Raw genomic sequence first — 18,820 nt, forward strand, 5'->3', positions numbered from 1 at the left:
ATGACTTTCCGCAAGACGATCGGGCAATTTCTCGAGACCGAGATCGATGGCGAGGCGGTGCTGATGAAAGCCGATACCGGCCAGTTCAACGCCTTGAAGGACACTGGCCTGGTGATCTGGCAAGCGATCGACGGACAGCGCGATCCTGCCGCCATCGCAGCGCTGCTGGCCGACCGCTATGACATCGCCCCGGATGCCTGCGCCGCCCAGGTCGATACGTTTCTCGGCCAGCTTGAGCGCGCGGGCTTCGTGATCGCCACATGATCGCGCTTTATCTCAACTGGCACGACATGCCGGTCGATCGGGGTATCGTCGATCGCCTTACCCGGTCGCTGGGCGCCGGGATCAATGTGGCAGTCGGGCATCATCGTGCCGATGGCGCGCTGTTCGCGGCGCATTGCGCGACACCTGCCCTGGCGCGGGCATGGCGGCCGGCGGTCACACCGGGCGGATCGTGCATCTTGTTCAACGGCCATCTTGATAACGCCGACGCCTTGCGCCGCGATCTCGGGATCGGTACCCGCGACGCCGCCACGCTCTACGCCGCCGGCTATGCGCGGTGGGGCGACGCGATCGATCTGCGCGCGATCGGCCAGTTCTCGACCATCCTGGTCAGCCGCGGCGGGCGCCGCGTCCGCCTTGCCCGCTCCCCCTTGCAAGCGCCGCCGCTGCATGTCTGGCACGACCACGACCGCGTCATCGTCGCCTCGACCGCCCGGGCCGTGTTCGCCGCCGGCGAGGTTGCACCCCAGATCGACGAGCAGAAGATCGCCGACAGCCTCTACCTGAATTATTTCGAGGAGGAGCGCGGCTGGTACAGCAACATCACGCGCATTCCGAGCGGCGCGCATGCGGCAATCACGCCCGCTCGCCTAACGACACAGCGTTATTATGATTGCGCAATGCTGCCCGATATCCGCCTGAAGCGCGATACGGATTATGTCGACGCGGCGAACGCCTTGCTGCTTGAAGGGACAAAGGCGTCGCTCGACGGTTTTGCCAGGCCGGCGATCAGCCTGAGCGGCGGGCTGGATTCGCAAGCGGTGACCGCTTTCGCGATCGAGGCGACCGGCGGTGACCACCCCCTGCTCGGACTGACCAGCGTTCCCGAAGCTGGCTGGAACGGCATCGATCCTCCATCCTTCTTCGGCGACGAACGCCAGCATGTCGCAGCACTCGCGGCCATGTATCCGATGCTTGAAACCGAGACACTGGACGCTGCCGGCCTGTCATTCGATCACAAGCTGTCCGCGATGTTCCTGATGGCCGGCGCAGCACCACGCAACGCCATGAACCTGCACTGGATCCACGCGCTGCGTGCACGTGCCAGGGCTCGCGGTTGCGATGTCCTGCTGCTCGGCGCGGCGGGGAATCTGTCGTTCAGTTTCGACGGTAAGGGCGCTTTTCCGTCGTGGTTCGCGCGCGGCCGATGGCTGCGGCTGGCGCGCGAACTGAATGCGATGCGCGGCAATCGCTCGCTTGCCCGGGTCTTCGCGTCACAGGCACTGCTGCCGCTCACGCCCGATGCGCTGTATCGACGCTGGGCGCGCGATAGTTGGGCACTCGATGGCTGGTGCCCGCTCGATCCCGATTATGCCCGCGAGATGGGCGTGCAGGATCGCGCCCGCGACATGGGTCATGACATTTCCTTTCGCGCGCGGCGATCGAGCCGCGCCTATCGCGCCGCCGGTTTCGGCAATGCGATGAGTGAGATGGGCGATATCCGGCAGGGCCTCGACCTGATCCATGACATCCCAAGTCGCGATCCGACGGCGTACCGTCCGCTGGTCGAATTCTGCATGGGCATTCCAGACGACCAGTATCTGCGCGGCGGCCGGCAGCGCTGGCTGGCGCGCCGGATGCTGCAAGGCAGAATTCCCGACATGGTGCTCAACGAAACGCGGCGTGGCCGCCAGGCCGTTGACTGGGCAGTCAGGATCGCACGCGACCGCAGCGCATTGATCGGCGAACTGGCGACTTTGGCAAAGAGTCCGACCATGTCGCGCCGGCTCGATCTGCCGAAGCTGCGCACGGCACTGGAGGCCTGGTCACCCGAAACCACCGGGAACGGCGATAATATGAACCTGATTCAACACGCCTTGCCGCGCGCGATCACGGCAGCCCGCTTCATACGGTTTGTTGAAGGTTCCAATCAAATTTAGTGGTTGTCACGACGAACCTGCCGCACCTGAAAGCGCCGGCCGATGGCTGGTCCGGCCGGCATCATGGCCGGATATTCCGCTTCAGCGTAAGCGATGAATCCGTGTTTAGCTGCTGCCGGCACGCCCAGCGCAATGGGTGACGTATGCCCTTGATCTCCAGCTCGGCCTTGAGCCGAAGCCCTTCCCAGCCATAGCCGTGCGGCAGCTCCAGCATCGCCTGATGAATGCCGGTCGGACGCGGGCAACCGGCATCCACACTGCCACTGGTCAAATCGCGGCCTAGCGCGTCCTGCACGGTTAGGCGCACCACGCCCGGCGGAGCGGCCACGCCGGCATTGGCGAGCCCGATCACCAGCCCGGCCCGGCCGTTACGTTCGAACGCCCAGATGAAGGACGGGTAGATGCGGTAGCCGATGCGTCGTGCCGCCTCGTCGATCGGCGCGGGGAAGCGGTCATAATAGCTCAGCACATTCGCCGCGGCTTCATTGTGCCAGTTCCACACCGACCAGTAATTGGCGCCGACCGCCAGCACATGATCGATGATCCGTTCATTCTGCGTCATGCCGTCGTCCAGCCCGAGCTCGGCGGGCGCGCCGGTGGTCATGCCGACTTCGCTGATCGCCGCGGTCCACGACGGACGGTTGCTCAGCGCCTCGATCTGCGTGTTCTCGATGAAGATCGTGTCGCTGCGGATCCAGTTGCCGCTGCGCACCGTGCGGTCGAGCATATCGGCGTTGCCGACATGGTTGAAATCCGGCTGGGTGTTGGTGACGAGCGGCGTTTTGCTCCATGCGGCAAGCTGAATGTCGAGCATTCGCCGCCAGGTCTGCGCGGCGACCAGATCGCTGGGAAACACATGCCCCTCGAACGGCCAGCTATGCCCCTCGCCCCAGAAGCCGTACATCATTGTGTCCATATATTCGACATCGGGGCTGCCGTTCAGCTCGGCCGCCAGCAATCCGTTCAGTTCCTCGAACGCAGCGAGATAGGCCGGGTGATCGTAGCGCGGCAGCGCATGGCGCTTGGCGTAACGCGTCTGCGCCCGGTCGCCTTTCCAGGTGCCTTTCAGACGAACCGACGGCACCTTGTCGATCAGGAAGGCCGGCATCCCCGGCTCGGCGAAATCGGGATTCTCCAGCATGATGCGGAAACCGACCTGCTTGCCGTGGCGCCGGGCGAGATCGAAGCTGATCCGCCACCAGTCCGGCAGGTCGAGCCGGCCCGGGCGCTGCTGCACCTCGCGCCAATTGGGGCGAATGTATATTTTCTGCACGAAGGGCAGCCGAACCAGATCCTCGATCGACTTTTCCAGCGTCTCGCCGGGAATGCGCGGCGGGCCAGTGTCGCCGGAAATATAGACGGTGAGACCCATGCCGCGATTGCGGACGATGTCGCGCGACGGGCTGGTGACCATCACGACCTCGCTGCCCGGCACGACCGCGCCGGCGCCGTATTGCGGGAACGGCCCCTGATAGAGCCGGTCGGGCACCGGCGGGCCGCTGCCCCAATCGAACCCGGCCCAGAGATGTTCCGGCATGCGGGGGACGGCAGACGCGGGCGCAACAGCAAGGCCGGCCCCGGCGGCGGCACCCGCCGCCAAGAAAGCCCGACGATCGATGCCTGCCCCGCTCACTGGATTGGCATCACAAGCGGGTGCGGATGCCGAAGAAGAAGGAACGGCCCGAATATTCGTAGAAGTTCGGCACGTTCTCATAGGTATTGAAACGCTTGATCGCCGAACCGAGCAGGTTGGAGCCCTGCACATAGATCGAGAAATTGTCGGTCAGGTCATAGGACAGGCTGGCCGACATTTCGTGATAGGCATTTTCCTTGACCGGCAGATATCCGAGATTGCCCGACTGGGCATAGGTGTAGCGCGACTGATAGCTGTACGAGACCTGCGCGCCGATGCCGTGCTTCTCATAGAGTAATTTGGTGTTGGCCGAGAAGGGGATCGCGCCGGGCAGACCGGTGGTCACATTGCCGGAGGTGGCGCGCGAATGATTATAGGTCAGGTTCGCCTGAACGCCGAAGCCGTTGTCGAGGAAATACTGGCCGCCGACTTCCAGCCCGTACACCTTGGCGCTGTCGCCGTTGATCACCTGATATTCGACGAAGTTGAAATTCTGCTGCTGATTGGCGGGCTGCGCTGTCGGCGTGATCACGACATCAACGGGCACGGTCGAGACGAAATTGGTGATGTGCTTGTAAAAAGCGGCCGCCGTCAGCGCGAGGCGATTCGAGGGATAATATTCGAACGACACGTCGAACTGGTCGGCACTGGTCGGCTTCAGATTGGGATTGCCGGCATCATAGATGATGAAGGTGCCGGACTGCGCCGAGGTCGCATCCTTGGCCGGCGACAGCTCACCAAAGCTCGGCCGCGAGATCGCTTTCGACGCGGCAAGCCGGACGCGGAAGCCATCGGTGATGTCATAGGCAAAATTGACCGCCGGGAGGAGGCGCAGATAATCGCCGCCGCCATTGATCGCATCGACCGGGTTGAAGTTCACGTCGTTATCCTGCGTGCCGACGCGCGGGATGATGCTGGCGATGCTGGCGCCATAGCCGGTCGACGACACTTTGGTCGACACCAGGCGCAGGCCGATATCGCCGCGCCAACGCGGACCGGCCAGGTTGAACTGCACATAGCCCGCCCAGGTCCGCTCCTTGATCAGATAGGAGGCGGGAAGGTCGGGCTGGATGATCTGAGTCGAGAAGCCGGCGGGATAAGGCGACAAGGTGCAGCCCGGGATCGGCGTACCGGTCGCGTCGAGGCAGCTATTGGGATCGAGGATCGCCGGATTGTTGTCCGCGCGGGGCAGTGCCGCCAGATAGGTATCGATGTCGAAATAAGGGAAGTTGCGCGGGAAATTGCCCGGCAGCTTGGGCAGGATATCACCACTGCCCGGCCGTACCACTGACGCGCCCAGCTGGCCGAAGGTGAAGGGATAGCCGCAATAATTGCACGACGTGGTGTATTGGTTGTCGATCGTCTCCACCGCCTTGCGGCGATCGGTCCAGGCGCCGCCAAAGGTGATCGACTTGAAGGTGTCGTTATCGACCTCATAGGTCAGGTCGAGCTTTGCACCTTGCGTGCGATCCTCGATATTCTGGCCCTGGATGCCGATGTAATGCGCACGGAAATCATCATTGGTCGCCTGGTCGAGCGTACGCCCACCAGGAATCGTGATGTCCAGGTCCGGAATGCCGCCGTCGCGCGCGGCGAAGGTCGCGGATGCGCCAGGGATGCCGGCCACGACGAAGCGATTCTGTCCACCGGTATCGTCACGCGCCTTGCCGTAATAGCCGTCGATCGCAACCTTCAGCCGAGCGGTCGGCTGCCAGTCGATATGGCCGCCGAACTGGTAGGTCTGGCTGTTGCGCGGTTCGTCGGTGGTCAGCACTTCGCTGACCAGGTCATTGACCTTGAAGCCGGTGACGACGTTATTGGAATCGACCTTGATCGACGCCGGATCCCAGCGCAGCGACCCGTCATCGCCCAGCGGGTTGAGATAGTTGGACGAGCGGTAATTGTGCTGCGTGACCTTATACCGGCTGTAAATGCCGTCGATCGTCAGCTCGAAATTGCTGGACGGCTTCCACTGGAACGCGCCTGCCGCGCCGATCCGTTCGCGCTCGCCCTGCACGGTGCCGACGCTGTAATAATCGGGCCAGATATAGGCCGGACCATTGGCGTCGGGATTGACCTGACCGTCGCGGTTGAAATCGACGCCGTAAGCGGCTTCGGTCCCGTCGGTGATCGAATATTCGCCAAGATTGTCGGTGCGGAACTTGTACTTGTTGTAGCTCGCGCCGACCATCACGCCCATCGTGTCGTTGGCGAAGGTTTTGCTGACCACGCCGGTGATCTTGTAGCCGCCCTTGTCAACGAAATCATTATACTGCCCCTCCACCGAGGCGGAGGCATGCAGACCGGTGCGGTCGAGCGGGCGCGCGGTGCGCAGGTTGATGTTGCCGCCGATGCTGCCCTCCAGCTCCGACGAGCGCACGGCCTTCTGCACTTCCGCCCCGGAAATGATTTCCGACGGCAGCACGTCGAACGCGAACGACCGATCAGTACCGTCGGTCGGCAGGATGCGCCCGTTCAGCGTGGTGATGGCGAAATTCTCGCCGAGCCCGCGGACCGTGATCGAGCGCCCCTCGCCGCGGCCATCGCGGCCGACGGTGACGCCCGGAATATTGGCCAGCGCTTCGGCAACGTTGCGGTTGGGGAACTTGCCGAGTTCCTCGGCGGAAATCGCATCGACGATCGTGTCGGCGTTGCGCTTGGCCTGGATCGACCGCAACAGGCTGCCGCGCACACCACGCACGATGATGTCGGGGCCGACGCTATTGTCCGACGCGCCATTGTCCGATGTACTGATGTCGCCGGACTGTTGTGCGGGATCGATCGGCACCGTCGCGGGATCGGTTTCGGCGATCGAGGGCGTGGCGTCGTTGGTTTGCGCCACCGCGGTGGACGCGGTCAGCAGCGCTGCTGCACTGACCCCGGTAAGCACCACATCCCGCCACATGCGTCGTCGCGTCATTGCCATTCCCCTTGATCGCTGCACGATCTCCATTTCCCAAACGGATTCGTGCGATTTATTGCGGTTTGGTATCGCGAACGTAGCGAAACTGTCAAATAGAAAAGAAACGAAACTTGCTAGTTTGTTGTGCGAGCGATTTTAGGCTGATAAGCACAGGCGGAACAGGAGAAGCCCATATGTCCGTCACTCGCGACACCAGCGGCCGGAGACAGCAGATCAGTGCCTTGGTGCGTGAGCGCGGCAGCGTGCAGGTGGTGCCGCTGGCCGAGCGCTTCGGCGTGTCGATGCAGACGATCCGCAAGGACCTGCACTATCTGGCCAAACGCGGCATCGCCGAGCGGGCCTATGGCGGGGCGATCGCCGCCGATGCCGTCAACGTCGCGGCCGAGCCCCCGGTCGAAGCCAAGCGCTCGATCAATGTCGATGAAAAGGCGCGGATCGGCGCGCTGGCTGCCGCCATGGTGGTGCCGGGCGATTCGATCGTGCTCGATTCGGGCACCACGGCGCTGCAGATTGCCTTGCATCTGAGCGATATCGATGACGTGACCGTCCTGACCAACGATCTGGATATTCTCTGCGCGCTGGCGGGTAAGGAACGGATCAACGTGGTGATGCTGGGCGGCGCGCTGCGACGGCGCAATCGCGCTTTCTATGGCGCACAGACCGAAAGCGCGCTCGATGACCTGCATGTCGACAAGCTGTTTCTGGGCGTGGACGGATTCGATATCGAGCGCGGCATCACCACTCATTTCGAACCCGAGGCGGTGCTTAACCGCAAGATGGTCAAGGCGGCGGGGCAAGTGATCGCGGTGACCGACCAGTCCAAGTTCGGCCGCGTCTGCCTGCACCGCATCATGAATGTGGCCGAGATCGACGACCTCGTCACCGATGCCGCAGATGCCGGCATGCAGGCGGCCGCCGAGCGGCTCGGCTTCCGCCTTCACATCGCCTGAGCCCTGTGGTCCATACTCGATGATCGCAACGGTCGTGACGGAGCGGCTTTTAGCGCACGGCTAGGATCAAGGAGGGAGCGATGGCTATTCCATCGTGACCGACGCGCGACACCGTTGTGCGTCAAAAGCCGCTCGCCGCGAAGCGGTCGCCCGGAACAGGCCGCTGGGCAGCGTCGCTTGCTTGCGCGTAGCTCAAGCTACGCGTCTGCGCTGCGCTCCTTGTCAGCAGCGTGTTCCGGGCGATCACGACCATTGCGGTCATCGAGTATGGACCCTAGCCCTTCAGCTTGAAGAAGCGACGGGCGTTCTTCCGGTAGATCTTGTCGATCACCGCGCGGGGCAAATCCAGCCCTTTGGCATCGGCATTGATCGCATCGACCCGCTGGCTGAGCGGGGTCGCCAGATAGCGCCAGTCCGCGCGCCACACCTGATCGGCTTCCTTGGCGAAATCGCCGGTAGCGGGCGGGTTCTGCGCGCGGGCGGCGGGATCGGGCGGGCTGTCCGTCAGGTCGGTGCCGTACAGAATGCGATCCTGATATTTGACGAAAAAGGCACGCACCTTGGCGATATCGGCGTTGGACTGGACCTGCAGGTTGGACATGCGCGCCGCGAGATCCACCACCGTATTGGGATAGCGATCGAAGAAGCGCGCCAGCTCGTCCACGCTCCATTCGAGGCTCGCCATATGCGCGCCGTCAAAGGCGAGCCGGGGATGGCGGGCGACGAAGCGGTCGCGCGCCGCCATCAGCGCCTCGTAGCTCGGCTCCTCGGGATGGAGAAACATGTAATATTCGGGATGTTCCTTGAAATAGGAGCGGTCATTCTCCGTCGTCATCTGGTCGAGCGGCAGCCAGCAATTCTTCGGCTCGGCCTGGTGGGCGATCAGCGGCACGCCACGTTTCTCGATATGCGCCATCACGCCGTCGAAGCGCGGATCGTCGAGGAAGACACGCTTCCCCTGCGCATCGGTCGCGACCATGCCGATATTCTTCCACACCTTCACCGCCACCGCGCCGCGCGCAAACGCGTCGTCCAGTGCGCGGTTGGTGCGCTCTGTCCAGCCTGGCGTACCGAAGCCCTGCATCGAAAGCGTCGTGGCAAAGTGGAAGCGCCTGGCATCACTCGCCTGCATCTGGTGCGCTACCGTCGCTTGCAACGGCAGCGGCGGAAAATCGGGATAATCGACGTTGATCGACAGCAGCTCCATCCCGTCGCGGCGCGCCACGTCCAGGAAGCGCGGATCGTTGACATTGGCATGGACATGCGCGTCGAACTTGGCGACCAACGCGAAATCCGCCTCGCTATAGCCGGGCGCGGGCGCTGCGGCGCCGATCAGCAATGCCGACGTCGCCAGCAGCATGATTGTCTTCAGCGAACGAATCTTCGGTCTCCCTCAATCCAAACGAAACGAAACAAAACGATGCGTTAAATTGCGAATATGGTTTGCGCCGTGCCTGCGGTTCGTGCAACATCTTTCTTCTACGGTCGCTCGTTTGCGTGATCGGCCGATATCAGGGGAGCCCATTGCCATGCTGTCCAACCTCGTCGATCGCCGTGCGCTGCTCGGCCGCCTGATGGCCGGCGCGGCGCTGGTCGCCGGCCCGACACTGACGGCGCGTGCCTGGGCCGCGGCGCCGGCGGGCGTGAAACTCTCCGATGGCACGCTGACGATCGAGTTCGATGCGGCGATGCAATCCCGCGTGTCGTTTGGCGACAAGCCGGTGACGCCGATGGCGGCCGGCGAGGCCCTGTTCCTCACCGATCATCACGCGCTCGATCGCTTCCTGCTGCTCGACCATAGGGAAACATCCGTATCCGGCCCGCACGGCCCGGGCCGCCGACACCAGCTGCGCGCCACTGCCGGCGGCGCAGTGGAGCAGCTGCTCGATGTCACCTTCCTCGATCATTATCCCGGCCTCGCTTTGTACGAGCTGCGCTATCGCAACACCGGCGCGGCACCATTGGCGATCGCCGGCTGGCGCGCCGCGACGCATGATCTGCTGAGCCATCCGGCCGGCGCATGGAGCTTCGCCGGCGCATCCTATCCCGATCGCCGCGACTGGGTGCAGAAGGTCGCGCCCGGGTTCGAGCAGCGCAATTTCATGGGCATGAACGGCTCGGATTATGGCGGCGGCACGCCGGTCGCGGTGGTGTGGCGCCGCGATGTCGGCCTGGCAGTCGGCCATATCGAAACGGTACCGCGGCTGGTCTCGCTGCCGGTCGCGGCGCAACCGGACGGAACGCGCATCGGCCTGTCGGGCGATGAGCCGACCTTGCTCGCCTCCGGCGCCACCTTGACCCTGCCGACCGCTTTCCTGATGGCGCATGGCGGCGATCATTTCCGCCCGCTCGACGCCTATCGCCGCATCATGGCCGAGCGTGGCCTCGCCGCGCCGGCGATCCCCGACTCGAGCTATGGCCCGATCTGGTGCGCCTGGGGCTATGAGCGCAACTTCACCCCCGAACAGGTGTACGGCACGCTGCCCAAGGCGAAGGACATGGGCTTCGAATGGGCCGTGCTCGACGATGGCTGGCAGACGTCCGAGGGCGACTGGAAGCTCGATCGCAAGAAATTCCCACGCGGCGATGCCGACATGAAAGCGTTCGCCGACCGCATCAAGGCGGACGGGATGCGCCCGCGCTTGTGGTTCGCGCCGCTGGCGATCGATCCCGGTACGGACATCCTGCGTGACCATGCCGATATGCTGATCCTCGATCGCGACGGCGCAGCGCAGAATGTCAGCTGGTGGAGCGCCTTCACCATGTGCCCGGCCTATCCGCCGACGATCGAGTTCTTCCGTGCTCAGGTCCGCCGCATCATCGGCGATTGGGGGTTCGAGGGGCTGAAGCTCGACGGGCAGCATCTGAACGGCGTCGCGCCGTGCTACAATCCTGCGCACAACCATGCCCGGCCGGAGGAATCGTTCGAGCGACTGCAGGATTTCTGGAAGGCGATCTATGACGAAGCGATCGCGATCAATCCGCAGGCCGTGATCGAGCTGTGTCCGTGCGGCGACAGCTTCGCCTTCCACAATATTCCGGCGATGAACAACACGCCGGCGTCCGATCCCACCTCATCATGGCAGGTTCGCTCGAAAGGCAAGACGTTCAAGGCGCTGATGGGCCCGTCCGCGCCGTTTTCCGGGGATCATGTCGAACTGAGCGACGGGCGCGACGATTTCGCCTCCACCTACGGGATCGGCGCGATCCCTTCGACCAAATTCACCTGGCCGAAGGACGTGCCCAATCCCGCCGAACCGCTGCCGCCCGGCGGCTTCGTGCTGACCGCGCAGAAGGAAGTGCTGTGGCGCAAATGGATCGATCTGTACCGCGCCAACATGCTGTCGAAAGGGCGCTATCTCGGCGGTCTCTATGATATCGGCTTCGACAAGCCTGAGGCGCATGCGATCGAACGCGACGGCGTGCTGCATTACGCCTTTTATGCCGACACATGGGATGGCCCGCTCACGCTGCGCGGCCTTGGCGCCGGACGCTACACGCTGATCGACAGTTTTACCGGCAGCCCGCTCGGCACCGCCACCGCGACGAACAACAGCATTCAAGCCAAATTCCAGCGCTTCCTGCTGGTGCGGGCGATGCCGGCATCGGGAGGCAAGGCATGACCGGAGCGGTCGCGCCGTCGGGCCGCGCCTGGCTGATCAATGCGCTGGTCACCGTCATTCTGTGGGGCGTGTGGGGCGCCTTTTCCGGCCTGTCCCCGCAGCACGGCTTTCCCGAAACTTTGGTCTATTGCGTCTGGGCGCTGACCATGATCCCGCCCGCGCTGGTGGTGCTCGGGCTGGCCGGCTGGCGGCTCGATACCTCACCGCGCGCGATCGGCTATGGCCTGGCGATCGGGTTGCTCGGCGCGGGCGGGCAGATGGTGCTGTTCTACGCCGTCGCACGCGGGCCGGCCTATCTCATCTTCCCGATCATCTCGCTGTCGCCGATCGTGACGATCGCTTTGTCGTTCGTGCTGATGCGCGAGCGCACCGGGCGGCTCGGCGCGTTCGGCATCCTGCTCGCGCTGCTCGCCCTGCCGACCTTCGACTTCGCCCCGGGGAGCGGCGGGGGCGCTTCGGCGGCCTGGCTCATACCGGCGATGATCGTGATGCTGTGCTGGGGCGTACAGGCCTATTTCATGAAGGCGGCCAACCATATCATGTCGGGCGAAAGCATCTTCGTTTACATGATGCTGTCCGGGCTGGTGCTGATCCCGGTCGCCTGGGCGATGACCGACTTTGCGCGACCGATCAACTGGGGGCTGGACGGCCCATGGCTCGCCGCGCTGATCCAGCTGCTCAACGCAATCGGCGCGCTGACCCTGGTGTTCGCATTTCGCTACGGCAAGGCGATCATCGTTGCCCCACTCGCCAATGCCGGCGCACCGCTCGCCACCGCCTTGCTGTCGCTGGTCATCCTCGGCGTGGTGCCCGGACCGCTCAAGACGATCGGCATCCTGCTGGCGCTCGCCGCCTCGCTGCTGCTGGCGATCGAGCCCGATTCCAAGGATCCGGAGGCTGTCATCGAAACAAAATAGTTTCGTTATATTTCGTTTCGTTGTTTTCGTTTCGATAATGCGATACAGGCGTTCCCGGAAAGGAACCGATGTGCAGGCGATTCTAGAGATGGTGCTTCGGCATAAAGCAGGCGAGCGGATCGGCGTGACGTCGGTCTGCTCGGCGCACCCGCTGGTGATCGAGGCGACGCTGCGCCACGCGCTCGCTACCGGCCAGCCGATCGCCCTGATCGAGGCCACCTCCAACCAGGTGAACCAGGAGGGCGGCTATACCGGCATGGTGCCGGCCGACTACCGCGATTTCGTCCATGCGATCGCCGTCAGGGTCGGCTTCCCGCTTGATCGTCTGGTGCTGGGCGGCGACCATCTCGGCCCCAATGCCTGGACCGCCGCGCCGGCGGCCGAAGCGATGGACAAGGCCGAAGTGATGATTGCGGATTATGTCCGCGCCGGGTTTCGCAAAATCCATCTCGATTGCTCGATGAGCTGCGCCGACGATCCGGTGCCGCTGCCCGAACGCACCATCGCCGAACGCGCGGCGCGGCTGTGCCGCGTGGCCGAGGATGCGTTCCAAGGCGATGCGGCCGACGCGCCGGTCTATGTGATCGGCACCGAGGTGCCGGTTCCGGGCGGCGCGGCCGAGGATCTTGAGGAACTGGCGGTCACCACGCCCGAAGCGGCGATCGCCACGGTCGACATGCACCGCGACCTGTTCCGCGCCTCGGGCCTGGAGCGCGCCTGGGACCGCGTGATCGCCACTGTCGTGCAGCCCGGGGTCGAATTCGATCACGACAAGGTGGTCGATTATCGCCCCGAGCGCGCCACGGCGCTCAGCCATGCGATCGAACCGGTCGAGCATCTCGTGTTCGAGGCGCATTCGACCGATTACCAGACCCCCACGGGCCTCGCTGCGCTGGTGCGCGATCATTATGCGATCCTGAAAGTCGGCCCCGGCGTCACCTTCGCACTGCGCGAGGCGCTGTGGGCGCTGGATGCGATCGAGGCGGAGACCATTCCCGCTCCCGACCGCGCCACGCTGCGCAGCGTCACGCTGTCGCGCATGCACGCCGAGCCGAAGCATTGGCGCAAATATTATCACGCCGCCGACGCCGCGCTTGAATCCCAGCTGCAATACAGCCTGTCGGATCGCATCCGCTATTACTGGCCCGATGCCGCGATCAGCGCCGCGCAGGAGAAGCTGTTCGCCAATCTGCGCCGCACGCCGCCGCCGCTGGCGCTGGTCAGCCAGTATCTGCCGCTCGCTTATGCGGCGGTACGTGCCGGCCAGGCGACGCCCGACCCTGCCGATCTTGCCATGGCGCATATCGCTGCCACGCTCGACGCCTATCATGGAGCTTGCTTTCCCAATGCCTGAACCCCTGCTCGCCCCTGATGCCGGCGGCGTCGATACGTCCTGGACTCGCCGCGAAATCGACCAGCAACCCGAAACGCTGCGCGCCACTCAAGCATTGTTGCGCGACCGCCGGGCCGAGATCGAGGCGTTCATCGCCCCGCTGCTTGCCCGGCCTGATCTGCGCATCATCCTGACCGGGGCCGGCACCTCGGCGTTCATCGGCGAATGCCTCGCACCGTGGCTGTCTGCCGCGCTCGGCCGCCCGGTCGAGGCGATCGCCACCACTGACATCGTCAGCACGCCGTCGCTGTACCTGCGCGCCGCGGCACCGACATTGCTGGTCTCGTTCGGGCGGTCCGGCAGCAGCCCGGAAAGCCTTGCCGCGGTCGATCTCGTCGATGCGACCATCGCCGAGGCCTATCACCTGATCCTGACCTGCAACGCCGAGGGCGAGCTGGCGCGGCGCGGCAGCGGCAACACGCATGTCGTCATCCTGCCGGAGGCGACGCATGACCGCGGTTTCGCCATGACCTCCAGCTTCAGCGCAATGATGCTGGCGGCGCTCGCGATCCTGGGCGGCATCGACGCACTCGAGGCGCGCGGACCGACCATTGCCGCGGCGGTGAGCGACGCACTCACGCGCTGCGAGCCTTTGGTCAGCAACCTCGCAACGCGCGGGTTCAAGCGCGTCGTCTATCTCGGCAGTGGCGTGTTCAAGGGCCTCGCGCGCGAAGCAGCGCTCAAGCTGATGGAGCTGAGCGACGGCGCAGTGGTCACCGCATTCGACACCGCATTGGGCTTTCGCCACGGCCCCAAGACGATCGTCACCACCGACACGCTGGTGGTGGTGTTCGTGTCGAACGATCCGCTCACCCGCCGCTACGATCTCGACATTGTCGCGGAACTGCGCAGCGACGGTCATTGCGGCGCGCTGGCGGTGATCTCCGCCCAGCCCGGCGACGCCGCGGACATCATCATCGCCGGCATGGCCGGGGCGGCCGATGCCGATCTGCTGTTCCCGTTCATCGTACCGGCGCAATTGTTCGGCCTGCACGTCTCGCTCGCGCTGGGTCTGACCCCGGATCGCCCCAATGCCAGCGGCACCGTCAACCGGGTCGTGCAGGGCGTGCGCATCTACGCCGCGCATCCATGACCGGGGGATATTTCCTCGGCGTCGACGGCGGCGGCACCAAGACCGAGTTCGTCTGTATCGACGCTGCTGGCGCGGTCATCGCACGCGCCGTGACCGGTACGACCTATCATCTCGAGGTCGGCATCGACGAGGCCGTACAGCGCCTCGCTCAGGGCATCGCGGCGATCTGCGGCGAGCTCGGCATTCAACCCGACGCGCTCGGCTTCGTCTTTTTCGGCCTGCCGGCTTATGGCGAAGACAGCGTCATCGATCCGCAGCTTCATGCGGCCTGTCGCCGCCTGCTCGGCCATGAACGCTACGCCTGTGGCAATGACATGGTGTGCGGCTGGGCAGGGTCGCTCGCTTGCCAGGACGGGATCAATATCGTCGCCGGCACCGGCTCGATCGCCTATGGCGAACGCCAGGGCAAGGCAGCGCGCGCGGGCGGCTGGGGCGAGATCATCGGCGACGAAGGCTCGGCCTATTGGATCGCGGCGCAAGGCCTGGCGCTCTTCTCGCGCATGAGTGACGGCCGCGCGGCGAAGGGCGTGCTCCACGACCGGATCGTCGAGGCGCTGGCGCTCGGCCATGATCTCGATTTGTGTCAGCGCATCATGGGGCCGGCGGCGATGGGCCGCGGCGAGATCGCCGCGCTGGCCGGCCTGGTGTCGCGCGCCGCGGCCGATGGCGATAGCGGCGCCAGCGCCATTCTGGTGGCGGCGGCCGATGAACTCGCGGCACTGGCGATTGCGCTCCGCACCAGCCTGTCCTTTCCGCCCGGCGAGCGGGTGCCGCTGTCCTGGTCGGGCGGCGTGCTGTTGCAGGAGCCGCTGGTCCGAAATGCCTTTGCCAGAATCATCGATGACACCGGGCTCTTTGCGCTGACCGAACCGCGTCACGCACCAGGATATGGCGCCGCGCTCTATGCGCAGCGGCTGGCGCGTAGCAGCGACGCTTCCTAGGAGATCCGCCCTCGCGCCGCAGCGCGGATCAGGGCTTACTTTCGAAGGCAAGCAGCGCGAAGCTCGCCAGCCAATGCTCGCCCATATAGTCGCCGACGACATGGCTCATCGCAGCCTGCAGATGCTCGTCGGCCGAATTCAGCAATCGCTCGCTGGTGGCATCGTCCGCCAGCGTGGCAGCGATACCGCGCATCGCCCAGGCGCGGCTGAGATTCAGGCCATCGAGATGCGCCAGCTTGCCGTCGCTCCGATCGCTCACCTGCGCGGGCACGAACAGGACCCCGGGCTCACCCTGCGCCAGTTCGGGCAGGAAGCGCGCAAGCCAGGCGGCGAACAGCGCGCCCGGCAGCAGCGAGCGCATCGCCAGCGCCTCGGTCAGCACCGGCGACAGAAAGTCGTCACCACTCGGCTCCAGCGGCTCAAGCGCGCGATCCCGCCCAAACCAGCTTGTGGCGCGCTCGGTCAGAAGCTCAAGCAGCGCGTCATCGCCGACGATGCGCGCGTACCGCGCCGCCAGCACCAGCGCGAAGGCGGTGTTGGCATGCGTTCCGGCGCGCACCGGATAGGTGAGCAGCGGCAGATAGCGGTGGAACGCCTGCGCGAAATCCTCCGCGAACGGCCGCAGGGTCGCGGCATAGGGGCTCGCCGCCAGGTGCAACTCGCCGGCAAGCATCAGCAGCCATGCCCAGCCATAAGGCCGCTCGAAGCCGCGCGATGACGGGCGCGCGGCATAGGCGCGTTCGACCGCGACCTTTTCGGGCGTCAGCGACGCGGCGAACAGCGCATCGATCGCGCCTGCTTCCGCGAGTTCGGGATAGAGCCGCCGCAGCCGCGCCAGCAGCCAATAGCCATGCACGCAGCTATGCCAGTCGAAGCTGCCGAAGAAAATCGGATGAACTTCGCGCGGGATATAGGCGTCGGCGTCGCCCAGCATCACATGGTCGGCCTTGTGCGGATACTCGCGAGTCACATGACCAAGCGCAGTGCGCGCGAAGAGCCCGGCGAGCTCAGCCGAAAGCGAGACGGTCATCGCGGCACTCCCGGAACGATGAAGAATGCCATGATCGCGATGTTCACGATCAGCAACAGGATCGCGGTCGGGGTCTGAACCCGGATCACGGCATAACGGTCGCGCAGCTCGAGCACGGCGGCCGGCACGATGTTGAAATTGGCCGCCATCGGGGTCATCAGCGTGCCGCAGAAACCGGCCAGCATGCCGACTGCCGCAACCGCTGCCGGATCCCCACCGAAATGGTGGATCAGAAACGGAATGCCGATTCCCGCCATCATGATCGGAAAGGCCGCGAATGCATTTCCCATCACGATCGTGAACAGCGCCATGCCCACGCAATAGAGCAGCGTGGCAATCAAGGGCGTATTAAGGGATACAAGGCCCGTCACGCCATCCGCCACGATCTTGCCGACCCCCGCCGCGGCGAAGATGCCGCCCAGCGCCGCGAGCATCTGCGGCAGGACCATCGCCCAGCCGATCGTATCGGCAAGGCGGCGCGCCTCCATCGCCGGTGCGGCGCGCGGCGGCCGGGTCAGCCGGATCGCAAGGGCCAGCGCGACGGCAATCCCCACCACCAGGAAAACCAGCGTGACTTGCTTGGGATCGATGATCGCCACCCCGGCAATCGACCCGCTCGACATCAGCAAGGTGCCGGCCAGCGCGATGGCCGGCACGCACAGCGCCGGCAGGAACAGGCGCATGCCGAAGCGGTCGGTCAGCACCTGCCGTTCGGCGTCATTCGTGGTCGGCACCGGCCCCGGCTTCAGGCCAGTCGTCGCCAGCGCCACCATCAGCAAAACCAGGCCGCCATCGACGACATACGGCAGCCACGGCCCGGCCATCAGCGTCACCGCGAAGGCCCCCCAGAACAGGGCATTGCGCCAGCGCCTGGGCGCGCGCCGGTCAAGGGCATGGTGAAGCGCAACCGTTGCCGGGAGCAGGCCGGCGACGATGCCGAGCGCGTCGAGACCGATCATGATGCCCGCTTCCGCAGGCGCCGGTCGAGCAACACCAGCCGGGTGCCGTGGATAAGGAACGCGGCGATCGCGGTGGGGATCGCCCATAATGCGACGTGAAGCGGCGCGACGACGATTCCGTTCTGCTCCATGACGGCGCGGATCAGCAGGATCGACCCGATCGCGATGAACACATCCTCACCGAAGAACAGCCCGATATTATCGGCCGCCGCGGCATGCGCCCGCACCAGGTCGCGCGTTTCGTCGTCGATCGGCGCCTCCGCCTCCGCTGCTCCCTCCGCCATCGGCGCAACGATCGGCCGCACCATCTGGACGGCGCCGCCCAGCGCGGTCAGGCCCATCGCCGCAGTGATCTGGCGCAGCGCGAGATAGCCGATCAGGACGCGCCCCGCGGTCGCCCGCTGCAGGCGCTGGACCAGCCGCCGCGCCTGACCGCACAGCCCGGACCGTTCGAGCAATCCGATCATCGGCAAGGCCAGCCAGGCGACCGCCATGAAGCGGGCATCGACAAACGCCTTCCCGATCATCGCCACCACTTCGAGCAGTCCGAAACCGGCGGCGAGCGCGCTGGCGAAGGCGGCGAGCGTCACCACCAGCAATGGATGGACGCGCAGCGCGAAGCCAATGACGATGACGGCAATGCCGGACAGGACCAGCATCGCCGCAGCTACAGCGTGGCGGCGGCGCGTGCCGCCTGGTTATACTGCCCCGAAATCCGGCGGAGCAGATCCGCGGCATCGGACAGCGCGGTCTCTCCGGGGCCGTCCACGGCGATCGGCGCAGCCAGGATCCGCTCGCGCACCGCACGATAGGCCTCGCAGAATTTCCGCCCCGCCTCGGTGGCGTCGATCAGCTTCTCCTTGCCGGATCGGCTGGTCCGGACAAGCCCGGCCTTCTCCAGCTTGCGGATCGCGTAGGTGGCGAGATGCGTATCCTCGATATCCAGCACCAGCGTGATGTCGTTCAGCCGCTTGGCGCGGCCGCGATGGCGCACCGTGTGCAGGACCAGTATTTCGAGCGGCGATAATTGCACGCCGGCCGCCAGCGCACAGCGCGCGATCCAGCGCTGATAGGCGGTCGCCGCCAGCGTCAGGCTGAATTCCAGCTCCGACAGCGCCGGTGCCGCGCCATCCGCCAGATGCGCCGAGGAAACGATCGCTCGTCTCGCTTCAGTCATGCCTCTCCTCCTTGTCGGA

General features: G+C 65.2%; 15 protein-coding genes. 8 read left to right on the plus strand and 7 right to left on the minus strand.

What is annotated here, in order from left to right:
• Together ACRECS_RS00870 and ACRECS_RS00875 are read left to right on the plus strand one after the other, a co-directional pair.
• The gene (locus ACRECS_RS00870) at nucleotides 1–264 is read left to right on the plus strand and encodes a PqqD family protein (protein WP_431581064.1); all 264 of its coding nucleotides are present in this window, start codon (nucleotides 1–3) and stop codon (nucleotides 262–264) included.
• Nucleotides 261–2,162 carry an asparagine synthase-related protein gene (locus tag ACRECS_RS00875; RefSeq protein WP_431581065.1) on the plus strand — a complete coding sequence of 634 codons (1,902 nt, stop codon included), beginning with the start codon at nucleotides 261–263 and terminating at the stop codon, nucleotides 2,160–2,162. Before ACRECS_RS00870 ends, ACRECS_RS00875 begins: the two co-directional genes overlap by 4 nt.
• Nucleotides 2,163–2,223: 61 nt before the next feature.
• On the opposite strand, the gene ACRECS_RS00880 is transcribed toward ACRECS_RS00875, so the two are convergent.
• Both ACRECS_RS00880 and ACRECS_RS00885 read right to left on the minus strand, forming a co-directional pair.
• Nucleotides 2,224–3,699, minus strand: a complete 1,476-nt coding sequence (locus ACRECS_RS00880) for a hypothetical protein (protein WP_431581066.1) — start codon at nucleotides 3,697–3,699, stop codon at nucleotides 2,224–2,226.
• A gap of 106 nt (nucleotides 3,700–3,805) precedes the next feature.
• Nucleotides 3,806–6,715, minus strand: coding sequence for a TonB-dependent receptor (locus tag ACRECS_RS00885; protein WP_431581067.1), 2,910 nt, complete (start codon nucleotides 6,713–6,715; stop codon nucleotides 3,806–3,808).
• Between the two features lie 176 nt (nucleotides 6,716–6,891).
• Here ACRECS_RS00885 and agaR point away from each other — a divergent pair, with 176 nt between their 5' ends.
• Entirely contained in the window at nucleotides 6,892–7,668 is a 777-nt protein-coding gene (gene agaR, locus ACRECS_RS00890; RefSeq protein WP_431581068.1) for a transcriptional repressor AgaR, read from the plus strand.
• Between the two features lie 274 nt (nucleotides 7,669–7,942).
• Here agaR and ACRECS_RS00895 read toward each other — a convergent pair whose 3' ends face one another.
• On the minus strand, nucleotides 7,943–9,028 hold the full coding sequence (locus tag ACRECS_RS00895) for an amidohydrolase family protein (protein ID WP_431581069.1): 1,086 nt from the start codon (nucleotides 9,026–9,028) through the stop codon (nucleotides 7,943–7,945).
• 169 nt (nucleotides 9,029–9,197) lie between these two features.
• Between ACRECS_RS00895 and ACRECS_RS00900 the strand changes: the two genes are divergently transcribed.
• From ACRECS_RS00900 to ACRECS_RS00920, 5 genes are all read left to right on the plus strand, one after another.
• Nucleotides 9,198–11,291: a glycoside hydrolase family 36 protein gene (locus tag ACRECS_RS00900; protein ID WP_431581070.1), complete on the plus strand. Its 2,094-nt coding sequence runs from the start codon at nucleotides 9,198–9,200 to the stop codon at nucleotides 11,289–11,291.
• Nucleotides 11,288–12,208, plus strand: coding sequence for an EamA family transporter (locus ACRECS_RS00905; protein ID WP_431581071.1), 921 nt, complete (start codon nucleotides 11,288–11,290; stop codon nucleotides 12,206–12,208). The genes ACRECS_RS00900 and ACRECS_RS00905 overlap by 4 nt, the downstream gene beginning before the upstream one ends.
• Before the next feature lie 70 nt (nucleotides 12,209–12,278).
• Nucleotides 12,279–13,562 (plus strand): D-tagatose-bisphosphate aldolase, class II, non-catalytic subunit, encoded by a 1,284-nt coding sequence (locus ACRECS_RS00910; RefSeq protein ID WP_431581072.1) that lies wholly within the window; start codon nucleotides 12,279–12,281, stop codon nucleotides 13,560–13,562.
• Nucleotides 13,555–14,694 (plus strand): SIS domain-containing protein, encoded by a 1,140-nt coding sequence (locus ACRECS_RS00915; protein WP_431581073.1) that lies wholly within the window; start codon nucleotides 13,555–13,557, stop codon nucleotides 14,692–14,694. Before ACRECS_RS00910 ends, ACRECS_RS00915 begins: the two co-directional genes overlap by 8 nt.
• On the plus strand, nucleotides 14,691–15,635 hold the full coding sequence (locus ACRECS_RS00920; RefSeq protein WP_431581074.1) for an N-acetylglucosamine kinase: 945 nt from the start codon (nucleotides 14,691–14,693) through the stop codon (nucleotides 15,633–15,635). The genes ACRECS_RS00915 and ACRECS_RS00920 overlap by 4 nt, the downstream gene beginning before the upstream one ends.
• 28 nt (nucleotides 15,636–15,663) lie before the next feature.
• Here the strand turns inward: ACRECS_RS00920 and ACRECS_RS00925 are convergent, their stop codons facing one another.
• From ACRECS_RS00925 to ACRECS_RS00940, 4 genes are read right to left on the minus strand one after another with little or no spacing between them, the layout of a single operon-like run.
• Nucleotides 15,664–16,665 (minus strand): DUF2891 domain-containing protein, encoded by a 1,002-nt coding sequence (locus ACRECS_RS00925; RefSeq protein ID WP_431581075.1) that lies wholly within the window; start codon nucleotides 16,663–16,665, stop codon nucleotides 15,664–15,666.
• Nucleotides 16,662–17,624, minus strand: coding sequence for a DUF979 domain-containing protein (locus tag ACRECS_RS00930; protein ID WP_431581076.1), 963 nt, complete (start codon nucleotides 17,622–17,624; stop codon nucleotides 16,662–16,664). The genes ACRECS_RS00925 and ACRECS_RS00930 overlap by 4 nt, the downstream gene beginning before the upstream one ends.
• Nucleotides 17,621–18,283, minus strand: coding sequence for a DUF969 domain-containing protein (locus ACRECS_RS00935; RefSeq protein WP_431581077.1), 663 nt, complete (start codon nucleotides 18,281–18,283; stop codon nucleotides 17,621–17,623). Before ACRECS_RS00935 ends, ACRECS_RS00930 begins: the two co-directional genes overlap by 4 nt.
• An 8-nt stretch (nucleotides 18,284–18,291) precedes the next feature.
• Nucleotides 18,292–18,801, minus strand: coding sequence for a winged helix DNA-binding protein (locus tag ACRECS_RS00940; protein WP_431581078.1), 510 nt, complete (start codon nucleotides 18,799–18,801; stop codon nucleotides 18,292–18,294).
• Nucleotides 18,802–18,820: the final 19 nt, after the last annotated feature.

The organism is Sphingomonas sp. (assembly GCF_050725575.1).
Lineage (GTDB): Bacteria > Pseudomonadota > Alphaproteobacteria > Sphingomonadales > Sphingomonadaceae > Sphingomonas.